Source organism: Macrococcus sp. PK, assembly GCF_022501545.1.
GTDB classification, from domain to species: Bacteria; Bacillota; Bacilli; order Staphylococcales; family Staphylococcaceae; genus Macrococcoides; species Macrococcoides epidermidis.
In genome coordinates this window covers 73,198-92,896 of record NZ_JAEPRF010000006.1, presented here as the reverse complement: position 1 = coordinate 92,896, position 19,699 = coordinate 73,198, and the positions used below count along the sequence as shown (strand labels likewise).

General features: G+C 33.9%; 19 protein-coding genes and 1 riboswitch. Of the genes, 5 read left to right on the top strand and 14 right to left on the bottom strand.

Annotated elements, in window-relative coordinates:
- Positions 1–34: 34 nt before the first annotated feature.
- Genes JJJ02_RS05190 through JJJ02_RS05180 form a run of 3 tightly spaced genes read right to left on the bottom strand, consistent with a single transcriptional unit; the run spans position 35 to position 2,247 of the window.
- A complete protein-coding gene (locus JJJ02_RS05190) occupies positions 35–1,195 on the bottom strand; it encodes a toxic anion resistance protein (RefSeq protein WP_240837809.1) in 1,161 nt (386 codons plus the stop codon).
- Positions 1,188–1,958 (bottom strand): 5-bromo-4-chloroindolyl phosphate hydrolysis family protein, encoded by a 771-nt coding sequence (locus JJJ02_RS05185; RefSeq protein WP_240837807.1) that lies wholly within the window; start codon positions 1,956–1,958, stop codon positions 1,188–1,190. Before JJJ02_RS05185 ends, JJJ02_RS05190 begins: the two co-directional genes overlap by 8 nt.
- A gap of 22 nt (positions 1,959–1,980) precedes the next feature.
- Positions 1,981–2,247 (bottom strand): acylphosphatase, encoded by a 267-nt coding sequence (locus JJJ02_RS05180; protein WP_111715526.1) that lies wholly within the window; start codon positions 2,245–2,247, stop codon positions 1,981–1,983.
- Between the two features lie 127 nt (positions 2,248–2,374).
- Here JJJ02_RS05180 and JJJ02_RS05175 point away from each other — a divergent pair, with 127 nt between their 5' ends.
- Positions 2,375–2,671 carry a DUF1033 family protein gene (locus JJJ02_RS05175; RefSeq protein ID WP_099578084.1) on the top strand — a complete coding sequence of 99 codons (297 nt, stop codon included), beginning with the start codon at positions 2,375–2,377 and terminating at the stop codon, positions 2,669–2,671.
- Positions 2,672–2,924: 253 nt separating this feature from the next.
- Positions 2,925–3,125 carry a cold shock protein CspA gene (gene cspA / locus JJJ02_RS05170; RefSeq protein WP_016912585.1) on the top strand — a complete coding sequence of 67 codons (201 nt, stop codon included), beginning with the start codon at positions 2,925–2,927 and terminating at the stop codon, positions 3,123–3,125.
- Between the two features lie 75 nt (positions 3,126–3,200).
- Here cspA and lysA read toward each other — a convergent pair whose 3' ends face one another.
- The 9 genes from lysA to JJJ02_RS05125 all read right to left on the bottom strand — a co-directional run bounded on the left by lysA (position 3,201) and on the right by JJJ02_RS05125 (position 13,509).
- Entirely contained in the window at positions 3,201–4,472 is a 1,272-nt protein-coding gene (gene lysA, locus JJJ02_RS05165) for a diaminopimelate decarboxylase (RefSeq protein WP_240837805.1), read from the bottom strand.
- Positions 4,469–5,533: an alanine racemase gene (locus JJJ02_RS05160; RefSeq protein WP_240837803.1), complete on the bottom strand. Its 1,065-nt coding sequence runs from the start codon at positions 5,531–5,533 to the stop codon at positions 4,469–4,471. Before JJJ02_RS05160 ends, lysA begins: the two co-directional genes overlap by 4 nt.
- Entirely contained in the window at positions 5,523–6,674 is a 1,152-nt protein-coding gene (locus JJJ02_RS05155; protein WP_240837801.1) for a M20 metallopeptidase family protein, read from the bottom strand. Before JJJ02_RS05155 ends, JJJ02_RS05160 begins: the two co-directional genes overlap by 11 nt.
- Positions 6,675–6,728: 54 nt before the next feature.
- Positions 6,729–7,445, bottom strand: a complete 717-nt coding sequence (gene dapD, locus JJJ02_RS05150) for a 2,3,4,5-tetrahydropyridine-2,6-dicarboxylate N-acetyltransferase (protein WP_255724800.1) — start codon at positions 7,443–7,445, stop codon at positions 6,729–6,731.
- A gap of 57 nt (positions 7,446–7,502) precedes the next feature.
- A complete protein-coding gene (gene dapB, locus JJJ02_RS05145; RefSeq protein ID WP_240837799.1) occupies positions 7,503–8,228 on the bottom strand; it encodes a 4-hydroxy-tetrahydrodipicolinate reductase in 726 nt (241 codons plus the stop codon).
- Complete coding sequence (dapA, locus tag JJJ02_RS05140; protein WP_240837797.1) at positions 8,229–9,116, bottom strand: 4-hydroxy-tetrahydrodipicolinate synthase; 888 nt, start codon at positions 9,114–9,116, stop codon at positions 8,229–8,231.
- A gap of 77 nt (positions 9,117–9,193) precedes the next feature.
- Positions 9,194–10,180 carry an aspartate-semialdehyde dehydrogenase gene (locus JJJ02_RS05135; RefSeq protein ID WP_240837795.1) on the bottom strand — a complete coding sequence of 329 codons (987 nt, stop codon included), beginning with the start codon at positions 10,178–10,180 and terminating at the stop codon, positions 9,194–9,196.
- A gap of 99 nt (positions 10,181–10,279) precedes the next feature.
- Positions 10,280–11,518: an aspartate kinase gene (locus JJJ02_RS05130; RefSeq protein WP_240837908.1), complete on the bottom strand. Its 1,239-nt coding sequence runs from the start codon at positions 11,516–11,518 to the stop codon at positions 10,280–10,282.
- A 77-nt stretch (positions 11,519–11,595) separates the two neighbouring features.
- Positions 11,596–11,769: riboswitch (Lysine riboswitch) on the bottom strand.
- Between the two features lie 144 nt (positions 11,770–11,913).
- Positions 11,914–13,509 (bottom strand): ABC-F family ATP-binding cassette domain-containing protein, encoded by a 1,596-nt coding sequence (locus JJJ02_RS05125; protein WP_240837787.1) that lies wholly within the window; start codon positions 13,507–13,509, stop codon positions 11,914–11,916.
- A 176-nt stretch (positions 13,510–13,685) separates the two neighbouring features.
- Between JJJ02_RS05125 and JJJ02_RS05120 the strand changes: the two genes are divergently transcribed.
- On the top strand, positions 13,686–14,552 hold the full coding sequence (locus JJJ02_RS05120) for a CvfB family protein (RefSeq protein WP_096076522.1): 867 nt from the start codon (positions 13,686–13,688) through the stop codon (positions 14,550–14,552).
- A gap of 64 nt (positions 14,553–14,616) precedes the next feature.
- Here the strand turns inward: JJJ02_RS05120 and JJJ02_RS05115 are convergent, their stop codons facing one another.
- Positions 14,617–15,324 carry an SDR family oxidoreductase gene (locus JJJ02_RS05115; RefSeq protein ID WP_240837786.1) on the bottom strand — a complete coding sequence of 236 codons (708 nt, stop codon included), beginning with the start codon at positions 15,322–15,324 and terminating at the stop codon, positions 14,617–14,619.
- 72 nt (positions 15,325–15,396) lie between these two features.
- Positions 15,397–17,211, bottom strand: coding sequence for an oligoendopeptidase F (pepF, locus tag JJJ02_RS05110; protein WP_240837785.1), 1,815 nt, complete (start codon positions 17,209–17,211; stop codon positions 15,397–15,399).
- Between the two features lie 259 nt (positions 17,212–17,470).
- On the opposite strand from pepF, the gene JJJ02_RS05105 reads away from it, so the two are divergent.
- Both JJJ02_RS05105 and JJJ02_RS05100 read left to right on the top strand, forming a co-directional pair.
- A complete protein-coding gene (locus JJJ02_RS05105) occupies positions 17,471–17,860 on the top strand; it encodes a hypothetical protein (RefSeq protein ID WP_239242974.1) in 390 nt (129 codons plus the stop codon).
- A 166-nt stretch (positions 17,861–18,026) separates the two neighbouring features.
- On the top strand, positions 18,027–19,631 hold the full coding sequence (locus JJJ02_RS05100) for a choice-of-anchor I family protein (RefSeq protein ID WP_240837783.1): 1,605 nt from the start codon (positions 18,027–18,029) through the stop codon (positions 19,629–19,631).
- Positions 19,632–19,699: the final 68 nt, after the last annotated feature.

Sequence of the window (19,699 nt, the reverse complement as noted above, 5' to 3'; positions counted from 1 at the left end):
AAGACGTTTGAATTAACGTCTTAGGTCTCTTTATTTAATAATTACGTTTTTGTTGATCCTGTTGTAATTGGAGTAATTGTTGTTTTAAATCCTGTTCCATTTTGCCAAGTTCTATTTCAGCTGCACGTCGTTTTTCACTACCTTGTTGTTGAATAGTTAAGGTTTCACGTATCGTATCAACGATGTTTTGTTGTGTGGTTTTTAAAGTATCTAATTCTACAATGCCACGTTCGTTTTCTTCTGCTGTTCGTATTGTATTCATCTTAAGCATTTCTGAATTTTTAAGCAGTAGTTCGTTCGTTGTATTCGTAACCTGTTGTTGTGCTTTAGATGCTTTCTGCTGATGTAATAAACTCATGGCGATTGCCATCTGATTTTTCCATAATGGAATACTTGTTAGAATTGAACTTTGAATTTTCTCGGCTAGTGTTTGATTGACATCCTGAATCATTCTAATTTGTGGGGCAGATTGTAAAGTGATTTGACGTGATAATTTCAAATCATAGATACGTTTGTCTAAACGATTAAGGTAATGTCTAAGATCATTAACATCTTGTACAATCATCTGATCATTTGATGCTAATGCACGTTGCTCTAACTCAGGAAGCATTACGGTCTGAATTTCTTCACGTTTTTCTTCAGCAGCGATGATAAACATATCTAAAGCTTCAAAATATGCTTTGTTTTCTTCATATAAGCGGTCTAACATATGTACATCTCTTAATAATACATCTTTAGAATTTTGAAGCTGTACTGATATACGATCGATTTGTCCTGAAACCGACTGATATCTAGAAATTAACTCATTGACTGATTTAGAAACGCGTTTAAATAATTTTTTAAACTTACTTTTTTCGACTTGTGAAATTTCATCTGGATCAACTTCTTTTAATTTTTTCATTAATTGATCAAGGCTGTCACCAATTGAACCTACATCTTTTTTTTGTACTTCATCTAATATTTGATGAGAAAATGTAGAAAGTTTTTGTTGTGCACTTGCGCCATATAACAATAAATTTTCATTATCGAGAGGTTTAATCTGATTTTTAATCTGGTTGATTTTTTCGCGTTTTTCAGGAGAAAGGGTTTCAGTTTGATATGTAGTTAAATTATTTTTCTTTTGTTCCGGTTGTAACACTGCATTGCTTTCAAATGGATTTGCCGTTAAATCATTAAGTAACTCGTTTTCATTCATTTATATCTTTCCTTTCGTTTACATGTGCATATTGTTTAGAACGTTTAAAATTAACAGGCACACGTTCCTCATAATCTAAAGCCTGCTGTTTGTTTGTAGTATGATTTATATTCTCACTTTTTGCATTGTCACTTTGAATCGGTATTTGATGCCCGGACTTCTGAATAGAAGCGAGATCGATTTCGACTTTCATCTGTTCATAGTCACTTGAATTTAATGCTTTTAAGTCTGCCTGCAAAGTTCTTTTTAATTCTTCAAGTGTTAAACGCGCATTATAAAGCAACTGCTTATCTTCAGCTGTCTTATGCGGCATTCTTGATAAATATAAAAACTGATCTAATAAATTTACTGTATTATCTAAATGAGAAAAAAAGAAGCTATCAACTTTAAAAAACTTCTTAGGATCTTTTTGCACTGATTTATAAATTGTGCGTGCGAGTTTATTAATTTCATTTACATTGCGAAAATCAGTTACAGAACGTACTTTTTTATATTGAACTAATAATTGTTTGATCTTTGGTTCAGCAATCTTCATCTGCTGTCTGATATATTTATAGTCTTGTTTTGTAACACCCATCTCTTTTAAATATTTATTACCAGTCGTCATCTGGATAGGTAAGAATGCACCTAGATAACCACCAGCCATAACAAGTGAATCAAGCCACATATCAAACTGAAAAAAATTCATGCTGATAAACCCTGTCAATAGTGCGATTGGTACTGCAAATATCGCACCAAAAATATACGATGCATTGTATTTCATCTCATCATTTCCTTTAAATATATTATATCGTTTTAAACTGTTTAAATTGTTGCTCTGGTATATCATTAATCTCATAAGATTGTACGCGAGACATTGGAGAAGCACCACGAATAACTTTGTCTGTAAAAGTATCTAAGTCTGAATTTTCTCCAGTTGCATAAATCTCAACATAATCATCTACATTCTGAACCGTGCCAGTGATATTATTATCTTTCGCATGTTGCGCTGTGAAGTAACGAAATCCCACACCTTGTACACGTCCAAAAACTTTAATTTGTATTGTTTTCATCATACTTCACCTCTTATCACTATTATATGTAAAAAGACTCAAAACACCTAATAAATCGCATTTGTAAGGTGATTTACTTGAAAATATGAAATAAACAGAAGATAATCTTTTTAATGGGGTGAAAAAGATGTATGAAATCATAACAATAAGAGCAGATTATGAAGGATGGTGGCTGTTTGAAGATTATCGAGAGAAAGCTACCGAAATAAAAAGTTTTTCACAATTATCTGAAGCAAAAAGCTATTATAATGAGCAATTAGTAATGTTAAGACAGCATTTTTGCAATGAATTAGTTGGAAAGTATGATATACATGCTTTTTATAACAATTGTGAAATCGAATTCTGTGAAGATTGCGATGATGATGTTCAAATTTTTCATAGTGTTTTATTTCTTGATAATGGGGAAATATATCAATATCGTTGAAATAATAATAAATACTATATAAATGATAAAAAAGATAATTAAAATTTTTTTATTATTACAGTAAAGTAAAATTTGTAAAGTGTTTAAATTTACAGAATATTGTATTGATTTATGATTATCGGTATTTTATAATTATTTATAGCAATATGATTATTCCATATTACAAAGTAAATATATTTATTCACTTTTTTATTTATTTTGTAATATGTGAATAATCACATATTGAATTAATATAGTGTGGAGGTTTCTAATTATGAAACAAGGTACAGTTAAATGGTTTAACGCAGAAAAAGGATTTGGATTCATCGAAATCGAAGGAGAAAACGACGTATTCGTTCACTTCTCAGCGATTAATCAAGAAGGATACAAATCATTAGAAGAAGGACAAGCAGTAGAATTCGAAGTGGTTGAGGGCGATCGTGGACCACAAGCTGCAAACGTTGTAAAATTATAATTTTAATGCAATAAATTATATATGAACGTTAGAAAGACACCCTGGTTTTTCCAGGGTGTCTTTCTTTTACTTATTTTATTGTACTTCGTTAGCAATTAAATGTTTAAGTGACTGTCTTTTAATGACTTCACGTACCCCTTGTTCTGAAACAAAGACAACAGCAGGCTTAAGCATCTGATTATAATTAGATGACATTGAATAATGATAAGCGCCTGTTGATTTCACACATAATGTATCACCACGCTTCGTTGAAACGGGTAGGGCGGTATTACGTGCGATAATATCACCAGATTCGCATAACTTTCCTGCTACAGTTACATTTTCAGTTTGATTTTCTTCACGATCTACTAATTCGAGTTCATATTGTGCATCATAAAGTGCAGTCCTGATATGATCGCTCATACCACCATCGATAGATATATATTTATTTGTTTCAGGTATTGACTTTACAGTTCCAACCTCATAAAGTGTTATCCCAGCTTCACCGACGATTGAGCGTCCTGGTTCTAAAGAGATTTCTGGTATTTTATAATCAATTTTGTTACATGTATCAATTAACGTCTCAGTTATGGCTTTAATACCATCTTCAATAGGATAACTGATATCTTCAGATATATATTTTATACTGAATCCACCCCCGATATTTAAAACTTTAATTTCAATATTATTTTCTTTTAACCAATGAATAACGATTTGTATTGTTTCTATCGTTCCAGTTGATTCGAATATTTGAGAGCCAATATGAAAATGTATACCATAAAAGTCAATATGGCTTGCTTCCTGAATGTGCTTTATGCCCTGTAATGCAAGTCCGTGTTTAATACTTAAACCAAATTTACTATCTTCTTGTCCAGTCTGGATAAATTCATGTGTATGTGCTTCTACACCTGGATTTACGCGTAATACAGCTTTAACAGTACTATTCTTACGTTTAGCGATAGTATTGATGCGTTCAATTTCATCAATTGCATCAATCACAAAGTATTCAACACCCGCTTCAATCGCATATACAATTTCATGATCTGTCTTATTGTTACCGTGGAAATGGATTCTTTGCGGATCAAATTGAGCTGTAAGGGCAGAATAAAGTTCTCCTTCTGATACGACATCTAATCCCATATGTTCTTCCTGCATCAGTTTAAATAACTGAATAGATGTAAATGCTTTTGATGCATATGAAATCGTATAAGTTAATCCTGAAGCTTGTAATGCTTCATGGAAACGTCTGCATTGATTACGGATTAATGATTCGTCATATACGAATAAAGGTGTACCATATTGTTCTTTTATATCTAGTAATGAATGGCCGTGTATTGTTAGTACGCCTTGTTCTCTTGTTAAATTCACTGTGTAACCTCCAGTAATAGTGTTTTATGATTGAGTGCAGAAAGCTGTTCAGAATTAGCACCCACACCTAAAAATGTATATTCATCGATACGCATCTGTTCGTGATATAAATATACGATATCATCCGGTTGTACGTGTTCATCGACTTCAACAAACATATGACTCATCATCAGCGCTTTAATAGGATAACGTCTGTTATTAATCAGGCAGTCATGCTTTGCACGTGTTCTTAAAATACCGTTACCGTAACCAATAGCCACAACTGCTAATCGTGTATCTTTTTTAGCAGTAAATGCGAAACTATAGCCAGCGGACTGCCCAGATTTTATTTCACGAATCTGTATAACATGACTTGATATACGTAATGATTGTCTGGTTATAGTTTCCGGTAAACTCGAATAGGGACGAGAGCCATAAAGAATGATACCAAGTCGTAAATGTGTATGTAGTGATAATAGACCATCTTCACGTACGTAGCTTGCACTGTTTTGTGCATGTATGACTTCAAATGAATGGAGCGGAGCCAGAGTGTTTACTACGTCCAACCAGTCCTTCTTTTCAGTTTCATAATCTGTAACTTTGAATTCATCGGCATATCCAAAATGTGTCCACAATCCTTTAATATCAATATCAGGATATTGTGCTTTAATTATTACTAATGTTTCCTTCATTTCAGCAATTGATTTAAAACCTGAACGATGTAACAAATTCTCAAATTCCATATGAAGTGGGATGCCATAAAGTTCATCGCTGTATTGCTCAAAAAATTGTGTTGATGGCAGTGTCATTTCAATTTTATATCGTCTTAAACTTTCGAAATCCGTGACTGGATTCATTAGGAAGATACTACATGTATTATTATAGTTACGAATAGCAATTGCTTCTTCTAAGCTTGTCGTACTGAAATAATTAATACCACAAGCTGTCATGCAATCTAACGTAAATTCAAGACCATAATTATAAGCATTATTTTTAACGACAGCAATTATTGGATTATCTTTAATGACCTGTTTGATGTTTTCCGTAAACTGTGTTTGATTAATTTCCCATTTAGCACTCATTTTCGTAACCTCTAATTAATGATAAGTAATAGTAAATGCCGTTCAGTAATACTGTTTCATCAAAGTTAAATTGATTATGATGTAAACCATGTACATAGCCTTTTTGTTCATTTCTGCAACCGAGAAATACAAAGTAAGTTGGAGCTAGGCTGCTATAGAAAGAGAAATCTTCTCCGAATAAATAGGGTACATCTTTTTTTACAGCGACAAGATTAGATTGTGCAATACTTTGTACAACTTTGTCTTCAAGAGATGAATCGTTGATTGTTGGAGGATATCCTTCAGAAAATTCGACATTGACCTCACAATGTGTTGTTAATGATACGGCTTGTGCAATGTGTTCCATTTGCTGCTGGATAATATTTAAATCAGCTGAACGATATGTTCTGATTGTACCTTCTAAATATCCATTGGAAGGTACAGTATTAATCGCTTCACCTGCATTAAACTTTCCGATGTGAATAATATTACGTTCTAGTCCTGGTAAATAGAACTGCTGGAGTGTACTAACTTGATTTAAGACTTGAATTAAAGCGTTGCTTGCAGCATGGCCTTGTTCTTTATTTGCAACATGTGCACTTTTACCATTAATAAAGAATCGATATTCAGTTGCACTGGCTGTAATTTCATGACTTCTGTAAATCATTTCTCCTTCGAGATGATCAGGCATCATATGGATACCGTATATCGCTTTTATATTATATGCTTCAAAATTAAAGTTTTGTATCAGTAAATTAGCACCAGCATTTGCTTCTTCCGACGGTTGAAATATGAACATAATATTATGTTTTAATGGTGTTTTCTGACGCATTGCGTATACTTCTTCCATTAATGATAGTAACATCGTCGTATGACCATCATGGCCACATGCGTGCATAACATTCGGCACAGTAGATTTGTATTCAATATCGTTTTGTTCTTCAATCGGCAGTGCGTCAATATCAGCACGAAACGCGATTGTTTCGTTTGAAGATCCCCTGATGATTGCAATAACTCCTGTATCAAGAGGGGTAAAGAATTCAATGCCAAGCGATTGTATTCTTTTAATAATATATGTTGTTGTATGATGTTCTTTCAGGCCTAGTTCAGGATACTGATGTAATGTACGTCGCGTACTGATAATGTTATCTAGATTTATCATTGTGTCACCTTTCTATAGTAGAATGAAAGGCTGATACATGTATCAGCCTATGTATTATTGATTTAATTGTCTTAAAGCACTTACGATTTCAATTTTAGAACCTTCAACTTCAGAAGCCTGCTTAATTACACGTGCAGGTGTTCCAGCAACAACGCTACCTGCAGGAACATCTTCAGTAACGATAGCGCCCGCTGCAACGACAGCACCACGACCAACACGTACACCTTCTAAAATTACGGCATTTGCACCGATCAATACATCATCTTCAATAATTACTGGTTGTGCACTAGGAGGCTCGATCACGCCTGCCAGAACAGCGCCTGCACCTACATGAACATTTTTACCAGTCGTAGCACGACCTCCTAGCACAGCATTCATATCAATCATCGTACCTTCCCCGACAACTGCGCCAATATTAATTGTAGCACCCATCATAATAACAGCGTTATCTTCGATGACAGCATGTTCACGGATAAAAGCACCTGGTTCAATACGTGCATTAACATTTCGTTGATCAATTAATGGAATTGCTGAGTTACGTCGGTCATATTCAACTTCGATTTCACTGAATATTGATTGATTCTCATTATAAAAAGCTTGAAAGTCCGCTAAATCTCCGAATATTGTTTTTGACTGGACACATCCGAATACTTTTAACGTTTTAGGGAATGCAACATCTTCAAAATTTCCGTTTGCGTATACTTTTACCGGTGTTTGTTTCTTTGAATCACTAATGTATTGAACAATTTCTTGTGCTGATAAGTCTCTCATAATAATCTCCTTTAAGATAATTTATTGATATATTTTTAACTTTTTTATAAATATTCTTTATGATAAATTTTCAAATGTATAATATCCATTTTGCTTATTGATGAGTTGCTCAGCGACTTCGATGGCACCATTTGCAAAGATATCTTTACTTTGTGCACGGTGTATAATCTGTATTGTTTCATCAATGCCTGCAAAAAGCACTTCATGTTCACCAGTAATCGTACCACCACGTACTACGCTGATACCAACGTCATCATGAGCTCTTGCTGTATCTTCTAATGTACGGTCTGTGACAGGATATAAAGATCTTTTCTCCTGAATTGCATCGAGTAGTTTAACGAGTGTACCGCTCGGACCATCAACTTTTTTGTTATGATGGCGCTCAATCAGTTCAATATCATATTCTTTTAATAATGGGACTGCGTATTGGATGAGTTCAGTTAAGATATGCACGCCATAACTCATATTTGCACTAAAGAAAGTAGGCGTATATTGTGCTTTAATTTTCAATGCATCGATTATTGCTTCTTTTTCTCCGGTTGTGGCAATGACTAAAGGTATATTATGTTTGCTCTGAATGAGTGGCAGTGTAATTTCCGGATTGGAGAAATCAATAATCACATCCGCTTCAGGGAATTTATCATCCACATAATAGATTGGGTAGGGAAGCTGTCGCTCTGTCGTTCGTGACAAAATGATTCCCGTAATTTCATGTCCTTTATCTAATGCTAATTTAGCAACACGTTCGTTCATTGCTCCAAAACCTGCTAGTAAAATTTTCAATTAGATCACCTGACTTCTAAAGTTGTCATAAACATCACTAATGTGCTGCTGTTCTTCATCTAATAAAGGTACGAGCGGTAAACGTACTTCACCATTTGCGTATCCGATATGCGTAACGAGTGCTTTAATCGGCATTGGGTTGATGTCAACTTCTAGTGCATTAAGTAAAGGTGCAATTGTATTGAACTTTTCTGTTGCCAGGGCAGGGTCATTATTAAATGTTGTATAAACTTCCTGAAATTCTTTTGGTATTGCATTTGCGATTACTGAAATAACGCCATCTCCACCGGCTTTATAGAATGGTACGACAATATCGTCATTACCACTATAAAGCATAAAATCATCAGGGATAATTGATTTAATATTTGCAGTATAGTCAAGATCATGTGTTGCATCTTTTAAAGCATAGATATATGGATTTTGTGCTAATACTTCAACCGTTTCTGGTTCAATCGTCATATTCGTTCTTGCTGGTACATTATATAGTACAACAGGTAATTCAACAGCGTTAGCAATAGTAGTAAAGTGTTCAATTAAACCTCTTTGGTTTGTTTTATTATAGTATGGTGTAATGAGCATAATACCATCTGCTCCAAGTGATTTTACTTTTAAAGAATGATCAATGCTTGCCTGCGTATTATTTGTTCCAGTACCTACGATAATCGGAACACGTTGATTTGAATTACGTACAGCGATTTCAACGAGTTTTAATTTTTCTTCTTCTGCTAATGTTGAACCTTCTCCTGTCGTACCATTAACAAATATTGCCTGAATATCATTATCGATAAGAAAATTAACATGACGTTCGAAAGTCTCATAATCTACTTGTGAATTGATAAAAGGGGTTGTTATTGCTACTGCAGTACCTTTAAATTGAACTTGTGTCATATGAACACTCCTTGTTAATTTATGATGATTATTGTGCATTTTTTCGATAGCTATTTATTATTTACTATTCGTATTTACTATTTATGATTGTTCAAATGAATCTGTTCTAAAATTTGAACAGCATTAAGTGCTGCGCCTTTTAGTAAGTTATCTGCTGTACACCAAATATGGAATGAATTATCTAGCGTATCATCTTCTCTAATTCTTCCTACAAATACTTCATCTTTACCCGTTGTATTAATGGCTAAAGGGTATTCATTATTCGCAACGTCATCGATAAGGACAACACCTTCTGTTTGTTCAAATAGATGACGTAAATCCTGTACTGTTGCTGGTTGCTCTAAAGTTACATTGATAGCAACAGAATGTGAATCCTGCACAGGAACACGTACACATGTTGCAGTAACTTTTAGATCCGGTAAATTTAATATTTTCTTTGTTTCATCAATCATCTTCTGTTCTTCTTTTGTATAGCCACTTTCTAAAAATACATCGATATGTGGTAATACATTATTGTAAATAGGGTGAGGGTAGTTCTTTGGTGCCTCACCTTTAGCGCCATTGATTAAATCGTTTCTTCCGGCAACACCGCTACCAGACACCGCCTGATAAGTTGTATATGCTACACGCTTTAAACCATATTTATCTTGAAGCGGTTTTAAAGGGACGACTGACTGAATCGTTGAACAGTTTGGATTTGCGATAATCTTTCTGTTTAATTGTGGGCTATTCACTTCCGGTACGATTAAATCAATACCTTCTTCCATTCTATATGCACTTGAATTATCTATAACAATGCTTCCTGCTTGTTCAAACAGAGGAGAGAACTTTAAGCTCGTGCTACCTCCTGCACTCATTAATACAAAATCATACTTTTCATTCGCTTTTTCTTCTGTTAATTCTTCTGTAATATACGTTTTACCTTGATAAACAACTTCTTTATTTGCAGATCTTGCTGAAGTAAATAATGTAAGTTCATTAAATGGGATTGATCTTCTTTCGAGTACTTCTAACATTTTTTGACCGACTAAACCAGTTGCACCTACGACTGCGATTTTATACATTTCAAACACTCCTTATAATTAATTATTTACTTCTATGTTACGCATTTTCTTTAATGAGTTAAAGTGTTTTAATAAAAATTAAATAAATAAAAATAAAAATTAAACATTAAATTTTTCACATAATATTTGTACTGCTTGCTTTGCATTTCCAGCATCTACTACTAATGAAATACTGATTTCACTTGTCGATACCTGATAGTAAGCAATTTGCTCCTCGATTAAAGACATAAATACTTTTGACGCGACACCAGACAAATCACGCATACCTGAACCGATGATCGATACTTTCGCATAGTTATCTTTAATTTCATGGAGTAGGGCAGGGTATGATGCAGTTAACTGATCAATAATTGCTTTAATCTGATATTGTTCTGTATTTTTCATTGTAAATGATAACTGCATACCATCGATATTTACTGTCTGAGAAATCATATCGATATTGATCTGATTTTGTTCTAATAATTCGTAAAGAGAGGTTAATACTTTTGTATCGTGCATTGGATAAGATAAAGTTACGTAATTCATATCTTCATCTAATGCAATTCCTGTTACTGCTTTTCTTTCAATGATTTGTTCATTTGGCACAATCCATGTTCCTTTCTCTTCGGATAAAGTTTTTCCGGTATATATTTTAGTATTGTTATTATAAGCGATTTCAATACATCGTGTTTCAAGTACGCCAGCTCCGAGCGATGACAGTTCCATCATTTCTTCAAAACTTACATAGTCCATCTTCATTGTTTCTGGATATACTCTCGGGTCGGTACCAAATATTCCTATTACGTCAGAATATATTTCACATGATGATTGAAGTGATGCTGCAAGTGCTACTGCTGTTGTATCACTTCCACCACGACCAAGTGTCGTTAACTCATCTTCATGATTGATACCTTGAAAGCCAGCTACAATAATAATATCTTTTGTCTTAAATAGTTCCTGTAATTTAGTCGTGTTAATAGACTGAATCTTACTTTTTAGATGATGACCTTCAGTGCGTATTCCAGCCTGCGCTCCCGTTAAAGCAACGGATTCTACTGATAAATCATTTAATATGATTGAAAGATAAGCGATGGTTTGCTGCTCACCTGTGGTTAATAACATAGCTAGTGCACTTTCTTTTGGACGTTCTGTAAGTGACGCTACATTTTTGAGTAGTGCATCCGTTGTCTTTCCCATCGCTGAAACAACGACGACGAGTTTTTCCTTTTGTTCAACACGCTTTTTAAGATAATCAGCAACGGCCTTAATCTTATTAAAATCAGCAACAGAACTTCCGCCAAATTTTAATACTTTGATATTACTTGCTTTTTCTTCTGTCTGAATACTGTTTTCTGTTATCAATTTTTTGCCTCCTGCAAGAGGTCATCACCAACAAAAAAACAAGCCCAGAGACATCTGGACTTGTTGAATTTATATACAAGCGATGCACTCCATTATTTTTCAATAATGACAAATCCATAGCTCTTAACCTGTGGATCCAACATAGCATTCACTGCAATCAATACTATATTTCGGCATCTCACCCTTTCAGTAATTCATTTGCAGAATTACCATTACTTACTCATGATCGATGCGCCTCATCTGTTACATTTATTTAATTGATATTTAATATACTACAGAAAGATTTTGAAATTGTAAAGTGTTTTGAGAAAATTTAAAAATAATAGTTTATTTAACAATACTTAAAATCCAAAAAACGTGTATTCATAAAATGAATACACGCAAGAAAATATTTATTTAAGTACACCTTGTTCTTTTAAGTATTCTTCATAAGTAATTTCTTTAGAAAGGTTTGCATTTAAGTCAATAACACGATTGGAAATTGTGTTAATGAACTCAAAGTCATGAGAAGTAAAGATCAGTGAACCTTTAAATGCCTTTAAACCATCATTGACAGAAGTGATACTTTCTAAGTCTAAATGGTTTGTTGGCTCATCAAGTAATAATACGTTTGCTGATGATAACATCATCTTACTTAACATACATCTTACTTTTTCTCCTCCTGATAATACAGTTGCTTTTTTACGTACTTCTTCACCAGAGAATAACATGCGACCTAAGAATCCGCGTAAGAAAGTTTCCGTTTGTTCTTCAGGCGGTGCATATTGACGTAACCATTCTACTAAGTCGATATTTTTACCTTCAAAGAATTCTGAGTTATCTTTCGGTAAATAACTTTGTGACGTTGTCACACCCCATTTGTAAGAACCTTCATCCGGTTCCATCTCACCAGCTAAAATACGAAGTAGGGTAGTCTTAGCAATTTCAGAATCACCGACTAGTACTGCTTTATCGTTTGGATTCATCGTAAATGATAAGTTATCAATAACTTTTACGCCATCGATAGTTTTAGTTAAACCTTGAACTTGTAGTAACTCATTACCAATTTCACGTTCTGGTTTAAAGTTAACGAAAGGATATTTACGGCTAGAAGGCTGGATATCATCTAATTCAATCTTTTCTAACATTTTCTTACGGCTTGTTGCTTGTTTAGATTTAGAAGCATTTGCTGAGAATCGTGCAACGAAGTCCTGTAATTCTTTAATCTTTTCTTCTTTTTTCTTATTAGAGTCTTGTAGCATTTGTTGTGCTAACTGACTTGATTGATACCAGAAGTCATAGTTCCCAACATAAATTTTAATTTTACCGTAGTCTAAATCAGCAATATGCGTACATACGTTATTTAAGAAATGACGGTCATGTGATACAACGATTACTGTGTTTTCAAAGTTAATCAAGAATTCCTCTAACCAGCTGATTGCAGGAATATCTAAACCGTTGGTAGGCTCATCGAGTAATAATACATCTGGCTCACCAAATAATGCTTGTGCTAAAAGAATCTTAACTTTCTGGTTATTTTCAAGTTCAGACATTTTCTTTTCGTGTAGATCATCTTTGATGCCAAGACCAGACAATAATACTTGTGCATCACTTTCAGCAGTCCAGCCGCCCATTTCACCAAACTCACCTTCAAGTTCGGCTGCACGCATACCATCTTCATCACTGAAGTCTGGTTTCATATAGATTTCATTCTTTTCTTTCATGACATTCCAAAGCTTTTCATTACCACGAAGTACAACATCAAGTACACGTTCATCTTCATAAGCGAAGTGGTCCTGTTTTAATATTGATAATCGTTCGTCTTTTCCTAATGAAACATGACCTGATTGAGAGTCAAGCTCACCTGAAAGAATTTTTAGGAAAGTAGATTTTCCTGCACCGTTTGCTCCGATTAAACCGTAGCAGTTTCCGGGTGTGAACTTTATGTTTACATCTTCAAATAATTTTCTATCACCGAATCGTAAACTAACATTAGATACTTGTAACATTGAGTGGTCTCCTTTAATTTATAATCAGTAAGATTATATCATAGTTTGATAAGAAATAGATATTACTGATTTCTTACTTACACAGATAGTTCTATTATACTGTTAATTCTGACGAATGGGTGAAAATGTGCTATAATGATTTATTGAAATAGGTATTTAACCTAAAGGAGAGACATATGGAGAACAAACAATTATCAGGTAGTATCGACTTTTTACGCGTCGATCGATTAGAAGGGTCTACGTATTACTTACTTGGACCGAATAGTGAAGTCGTAAAGTTAAATCAATCAGAAGTATTAGAAGATGATGAATTAGAAATTGGCGAGGATTATTCTTTCTTTGTATATCCAGGTCGTACTGGAGATTTATTTGCAACTCAAAATATTCCCGATATTTCAACTGACCGCTATGACTGGGTAAAAGTGATTAAGAAAGATAGAGACGGGGTTACGGTAGATATCGGTATCCCACGTGAAATCGTTATTCCGTGGGAAGATCTACCGAAAGTAAAAGAAGTTTGGCCGGAAGCGGGAGATGAAGTATTTGCTTGTCTTCGTGTAGACAGAAATGATCAGTTATATGGACGTTTAGCAAGTGAAACGATGGTCGATGCCATGTTTACACCAGCACCAGAAGAGCTGTTACACAAGACGATCACAGCACATCCATACCGTTTATTACGTATCGGAACGTTTCTTTTATCTAAAGAGGGTTACAAAATATTCGTTCACGAATCAGAACGTAGAAGTGAACCTAGACTTGGTGAAGCAGTAGAAGTACGAATTATCGGACATAAAGAAGATGGAACTTTAAATGGTTCATTTTTACCACTTGCACATGAGCGCTTAGATGATGATTCAGAGCAAATCTTAAAGTTATTAGAAGAATACGGTGGTGAACTGCCATTCTCTGATAAGTCAGATCCTGAAGCGATAAAAGAAGTCTTTAACATGAGTAAAGGTAGTTTTAAACGTGCGATTGGCCGCTTATATAAAAACAAACGCATCGTGATTGAAGCGGATAAAATTAAAGCGGTTGAATAATAAGTTCATATAATCAAAACCAACATTGCCGGATACTTACTTAAAGTATCTGGCAATGTTGGTTTTATTTATCATAATACCATCCTTGGTCATTATGATAAATCATTTGTTTAGTCATACCACCATCAACGACAAATTCCTGTCCTGTAATAAATGTTGCATTATCACTACATAAATAAAGTGCCAGTTGTGTAACATCATTCGGTACTCCGACGCGACCGGCAGGATGTTGTAAGTTATTGCTGCCAGAAAATTCACTATTTGTCGTGTCGATCCATCCAGGTAATATCGCATTGACGCGTGCTTGTTCTCTTAAACTTACAGCTAAGGCATGTGTTAATGCACTGATGCCACCTTTGGCAGCGGAATAGCTTTCTGTTTGTGGTTGACTCATCAGTGCTCTTGATGATGAGATATTTACAATAGCAGCATTATCATTTAGATAGGGTAGGGATTGCTGAACAATATAAAATGGTGCAGAGACACCAACTTGTAACGCGTGGTTAAATTCTTCTATCGTACAATCATTGATGCCTTTCATAATAGGAAGTGCATTATTGATAATATAGTCAATTTTCTTATGCTCACTGATAACCTGCTGAATGAATGCATCAATTACATTTGTATCTGATATATCGCCCTGAAAATAACATCCTGGCTGGATATCAATATCACAGACGATGGCCTTATTGTGTCTAAATGTATCTGCGATATGTTTACCGATACCTTTTGCAGCACCAGTTATAATGACAACTTTACCATTAATATTCATATAAACACCTCATTATTTAATATTTAATCAAACAAACGCATAATACAATGGCTGTATTATGCGTTTGTTGTTTTATTTGTGCTGTTCAATTTCTTCAGTTAACTTTTCCAGTTCATCAATTAATGAACCGATATAAGCAATCGTTTCTTTAAGCGGAGCATCAGTAGTAAGGTCGATACCAGCCATCTTTGCAAGTTCAACTGGTGGTAATGAACCACCTCTCTTAAGTACTTCTGTCCATTCCTGTACAGCTGGTTCACCTTCTTTAAGAATGCGTTGCGACATAATTGTTGAAATTGTTAAACCAGCAGAATATGTATACGGATATAAGCCCATATAATAATGGGGTTGTCGCATCCAAGTCAGTTCAGCACCTTCAGTGATTTCTACTGCTTCTCCCCAGAAATCTTCGATCACTTTACGTTTAATACCATTTAATATATCAGCAGTCATGGATTCACCTTTATCTACTAATAGATAAACTTCACGCTGATAAGCTGCTTCTAATAAATGTGTTACAAAATTGTGATAATAAGTACGTGATATAATCGAAGCGATTACCCAACGTTTAAATTTTGGATCATCGGATTCGGCCAATAAATAATTTGCCATCAGCATCTCGTTCATTGTGCTTGGGGCTTCAACAAAATATAAAGAGCAGCTTTCATCAAATATATTTGTATTTTGGTGAGCAAGATGGAAGTGACCGGCATGACCTAATTCATGTGCCAGCACAAATACTTCTGTCATCTTTGAAGTCCATGAAATTAAGATAAACGGATTCACCTGATACGGGCTTGCGCAGAATGCACCAGTTGACTTCCCTTTATTCTGTACGAAGTCAATCTGGCGTTTGTCATATGCATCATTTACCATCTGCATATAATCTTCACCCATAATCGAAAGCGCTTTTTTAATATAATCACGAGATTCTTCTACAGTAATTTCTGGTTCAAAGGTATCATCTAAAGAAACCTTTAAATCTTCAAATTTCATTTGTTCTAAACCATTAACTTTTTGCAGTAACTTTGCATATCGGCGCATATGTGGCGCTAGTTCAGTTGTGATTAAATCGATTTGACGATTATATAGTTCACGAGTAACCTCTTGTGGTTGTAATAAATAATCAATCACTGAATCATATCCACGTAGTTCAGATTCGATTTTTTCCTGTTGAACGACCATATCGTAAGTTTTTGCTGTTGTATTTTCATATTTTTTTAACGTATCAGAGAATTTTCTGAATGCATTTCTTCGAATTTCTGTATCTGCATCAACTTCCAGTTCTCCTTCAAATGAAACGTAGCTCATCGGAATCTCTTTACCATGCGCAGAAAACGTTCCGAAATCAATATCCAGCATCTTAGTCGTGTCATAAAGGTTATAAGGGGCGCTAAATACTGGTGAGAAAGATGCAAGTGTCTTTTCAACTTCTGGATGTAATTGATGCGGTTTACGCGCGATTAGCTTTTCCAGATAACGTTGATACGCTGGAGTTTCATCTTTTAATTTATTTAAAATTTCTGTATCAATAGCAAGAATCTCTGACTCTACGAAAGACAGTAAGCTTGCAATCGTACCATAACTATTCACATATTTACTGTATAGTTTGCCTGAAGTATCATCTGTCTGGTCAACACTAAACAATAAGGAAGCATAACTGCCTAAGTGATCCAGTTCTTTTTTAATTGCAGCATATTTATCTAAAGCAGATTCAATCTTACTAGTATCAGAAAGTGTCCCTGCGTATTCTTGATTGAATTGCTTCGTTCTTGCGATTGTTTTCTCAAGTTGCACATAAAATGCATCATTTGAGTCAAATAATGTAGATAAATCCCAAGTTTGTTCAACTGGAACTTCATTTCTTTTCGGTAAACTCATATACATTCTCCTTTTGTCATTAAAGATTCATCCATTATAGATGTTAATATTTTTATTATACGCTTTATTATGAATTTTTAGAAATCTTTTTAACAAAAGTGTTTTTCGTAAAATATTAAGTTTTTTTCTAAAGTTCTAAAGATTTCTTTAAATGATAAGAAATTTACCGAATATTGATTTTATATTTATAATTATAGGGTATAATAAGTTTTGTATTTTATATTTTGTATTTTCTAAAATTGATAAAGGATAAGAGAGTGATAAAATGATGACATTAAATACAATCAACTTCTATGAAATTCCGAACTTCCTATTAATCACTATTGTAGGGATGCTTGTTATCTCGTTAATCTTTGGATTAGCATTAGGTAGATTTCTTTTTGCACCGATCATTACGTTTTTATTATTAGCAATTGTGGCGTTTATACTACCTAACTTTTACGATATTACTTACCAACCTTTACTTGGATATGCAGGCTTTTTAGCGGTTATTTCATTATTGCTAAGCATTTTATTCTGGTATATGACGAAAGATTATCGCAAGAACAGAAAGTTAAAACAAAAAGCAAAATTAGAACAACGTAAATATGATGAAAATCAAAACCGTGCTGAGATGGAATCGGTAAAGCATCATGAAAACAAATTAAATCGTTAAAAGCTTAAAGAAGCGGTCAGGAAATCTCCTGACCGCTTTATTTTATATTGTAATCAAATATTTACATTTTATTAATAAATTTTATTCGTGGTTTACATCATTACATTAAAATTTAATTTGTACATATTAAATATCCTAAAGAATAAATTTTGAGGAGAATGTCATTATGAAAAGTGTAGGCAAAGTTATTAGTACTTTAGCGTTAACATCATTACTAGCAACACCTATTGCTGATGCACAATCAGTAAACAATTATGGACCAAATAGCAAGATTAAAGTTTCTCAATTAGCTCGCTATGATTCAAAGACTGAATTCGGTGAAAGCGGTACTGAAATTGTAAGTTATGATCCACAATACAAACAAGCATACTCAATTAACGGTGCATTAAATGCAGTTGATATTATAGATATGTCTAAATTATCAAAAGGGAAATTCACATTAAAGAAACGTATCTTATTAAAAGACCTTGGTATTGAAGGTAGTGATATTACAAGTGTCGCAGTGAATAAGAAATATCACTATATCGCTATCAGTATTCCTGCAAAAGAAAAAACAGACAATGGACGCGTTGCATTTTTAGATAAAGACGGTAAATTAATCAGTAAGGTTACTGTTGGGGCATTGCCAGATATGTTAACCTTCACGCACGATAGCAAGAAATTAATCGTTGCTAACGAAGGTGAACCGAATGATGCTTATACTGTTAATCCGGAAGGTTCTGTATCTTCAATTAAAGTCAATGCACTAGGTAAAGTAAAACAATCAGCAGTTAAGACAGTTAAATTCTCTAAAAAGATGATTCCAATTAACTTACGTCATCTTGGCCGTACTGCTGAAGAAAGCTTCTTAAATCTTGAACCAGAATATGTAACGATAGATGATAAAAATGAATTTGCATATATTACGATTCAGGAGCGTAATGCGATCGCAAAGTTTGATCTTAAAAAAGATAAATTCGTAAAAGTAAGAGGACTAGGCTATAAATCATATTTAAAGCATACAATTGATGTTTCTGATAAAGATAAAAAGATTAATATGAAAAATTATCCGTTACTTGGTATGTATCAACCTGACGGTATTGCTCAAATGACGATAAAAGGTAAAACTTACTTATTAACAGCAAATGAAGGGGATTCACAGGATTACGAAGGATATAGTGAAGAAACTAGAATTGCAGATATCGCTGGTCAATATGATTTAAATAGTAAATATTTAAAAGGTACAGATATTAAAGATTTAGAAGATGACAAGCATCTTGGACGTCTTAAAACAACAACTGCTCAAAGTTTTGTTAATAAAGAAGGTAAATTCATTGTTCCTGTAACATTTGGTGGACGTTCATTCTCAATTCGCAATGCGGGTAATTTAGGATTAGTGTATGATTCAGGATCAGATTTTGAATCAATTACTGCAAAAGCAAATAAAGATACATTCAATTCACATCAGGAAGAACTTGGTAAAATTGAATTTGACTCAAGAAGTGACGATAAAGGTCCAGAGCCAGAATCAGTTATAACTGGCGTTATCAATGGTAAAACGTATGCATTTATTGGTTTAGAAAGAACTGGTGGAATTATGGTTTATAACGTTTCAAATCCGAAGAAACCTGTATTTGAAACATATTTCAAAGCAAATGATAATGGCGATATTTCACCGGAAGGTTTAACATTTATCGATGCGAAACATTCTCCGACAAAACAACCGGTATTACTTGCAAGTCATGAAATGAGCGGAAAAATTGCTGCTTATGAATTAACGGCTTTAAAGTAAATGTAATTAATTATTTATAATTGAAACATGTATACATTAATAATGGAAAGAATAGAAGATACTACGAA

Coding starts and splice junctions, on each gene's coding strand:
- JJJ02_RS05190 (WP_240837809.1), bottom strand. CDS start 1,195: ATGAATGAAAACGAGTTACTTAATGATTTAACGGCAAATCCATTTGAA.
- JJJ02_RS05185 (WP_240837807.1), bottom strand. CDS start 1,958: ATGAAATACAATGCATCGTATATTTTTGGTGCGATATTTGCAGTACCA.
- JJJ02_RS05180 (WP_111715526.1), bottom strand. CDS start 2,247: ATGAAAACAATACAAATTAAAGTTTTTGGACGTGTACAAGGTGTGGGA.
- JJJ02_RS05175 (WP_099578084.1), top strand. CDS start 2,375: ATGTATGAAATCATAACAATAAGAGCAGATTATGAAGGATGGTGGCTG.
- cspA (WP_016912585.1), top strand. CDS start 2,925: ATGAAACAAGGTACAGTTAAATGGTTTAACGCAGAAAAAGGATTTGGA.
- JJJ02_RS05160 (WP_240837803.1), bottom strand. CDS start 5,533: ATGAGTGCTAAATGGGAAATTAATCAAACACAGTTTACGGAAAACATC.
- JJJ02_RS05155 (WP_240837801.1), bottom strand. CDS start 6,674: ATGATAAATCTAGATAACATTATCAGTACGCGACGTACATTACATCAG.
- dapD (WP_255724800.1), bottom strand. CDS start 7,445: ATGAGAGACTTATCAGCACAAGAAATTGTTCAATACATTAGTGATTCA.
- dapA (WP_240837797.1), bottom strand. CDS start 9,116: ATGACACAAGTTCAATTTAAAGGTACTGCAGTAGCAATAACAACCCCT.
- JJJ02_RS05135 (WP_240837795.1), bottom strand. CDS start 10,180: ATGTATAAAATCGCAGTCGTAGGTGCAACTGGTTTAGTCGGTCAAAAA.
- JJJ02_RS05125 (WP_240837787.1), bottom strand. CDS start 13,509: ATGTTACAAGTATCTAATGTTAGTTTACGATTCGGTGATAGAAAATTA.
- JJJ02_RS05120 (WP_096076522.1), top strand. CDS start 13,686: ATGGAGAACAAACAATTATCAGGTAGTATCGACTTTTTACGCGTCGAT.
- JJJ02_RS05115 (WP_240837786.1), bottom strand. CDS start 15,324: ATGAATATTAATGGTAAAGTTGTCATTATAACTGGTGCTGCAAAAGGT.
- pepF (WP_240837785.1), bottom strand. CDS start 17,211: ATGTATATGAGTTTACCGAAAAGAAATGAAGTTCCAGTTGAACAAACT.
- JJJ02_RS05105 (WP_239242974.1), top strand. CDS start 17,471: ATGATGACATTAAATACAATCAACTTCTATGAAATTCCGAACTTCCTA.
- JJJ02_RS05100 (WP_240837783.1), top strand. CDS start 18,027: ATGAAAAGTGTAGGCAAAGTTATTAGTACTTTAGCGTTAACATCATTA.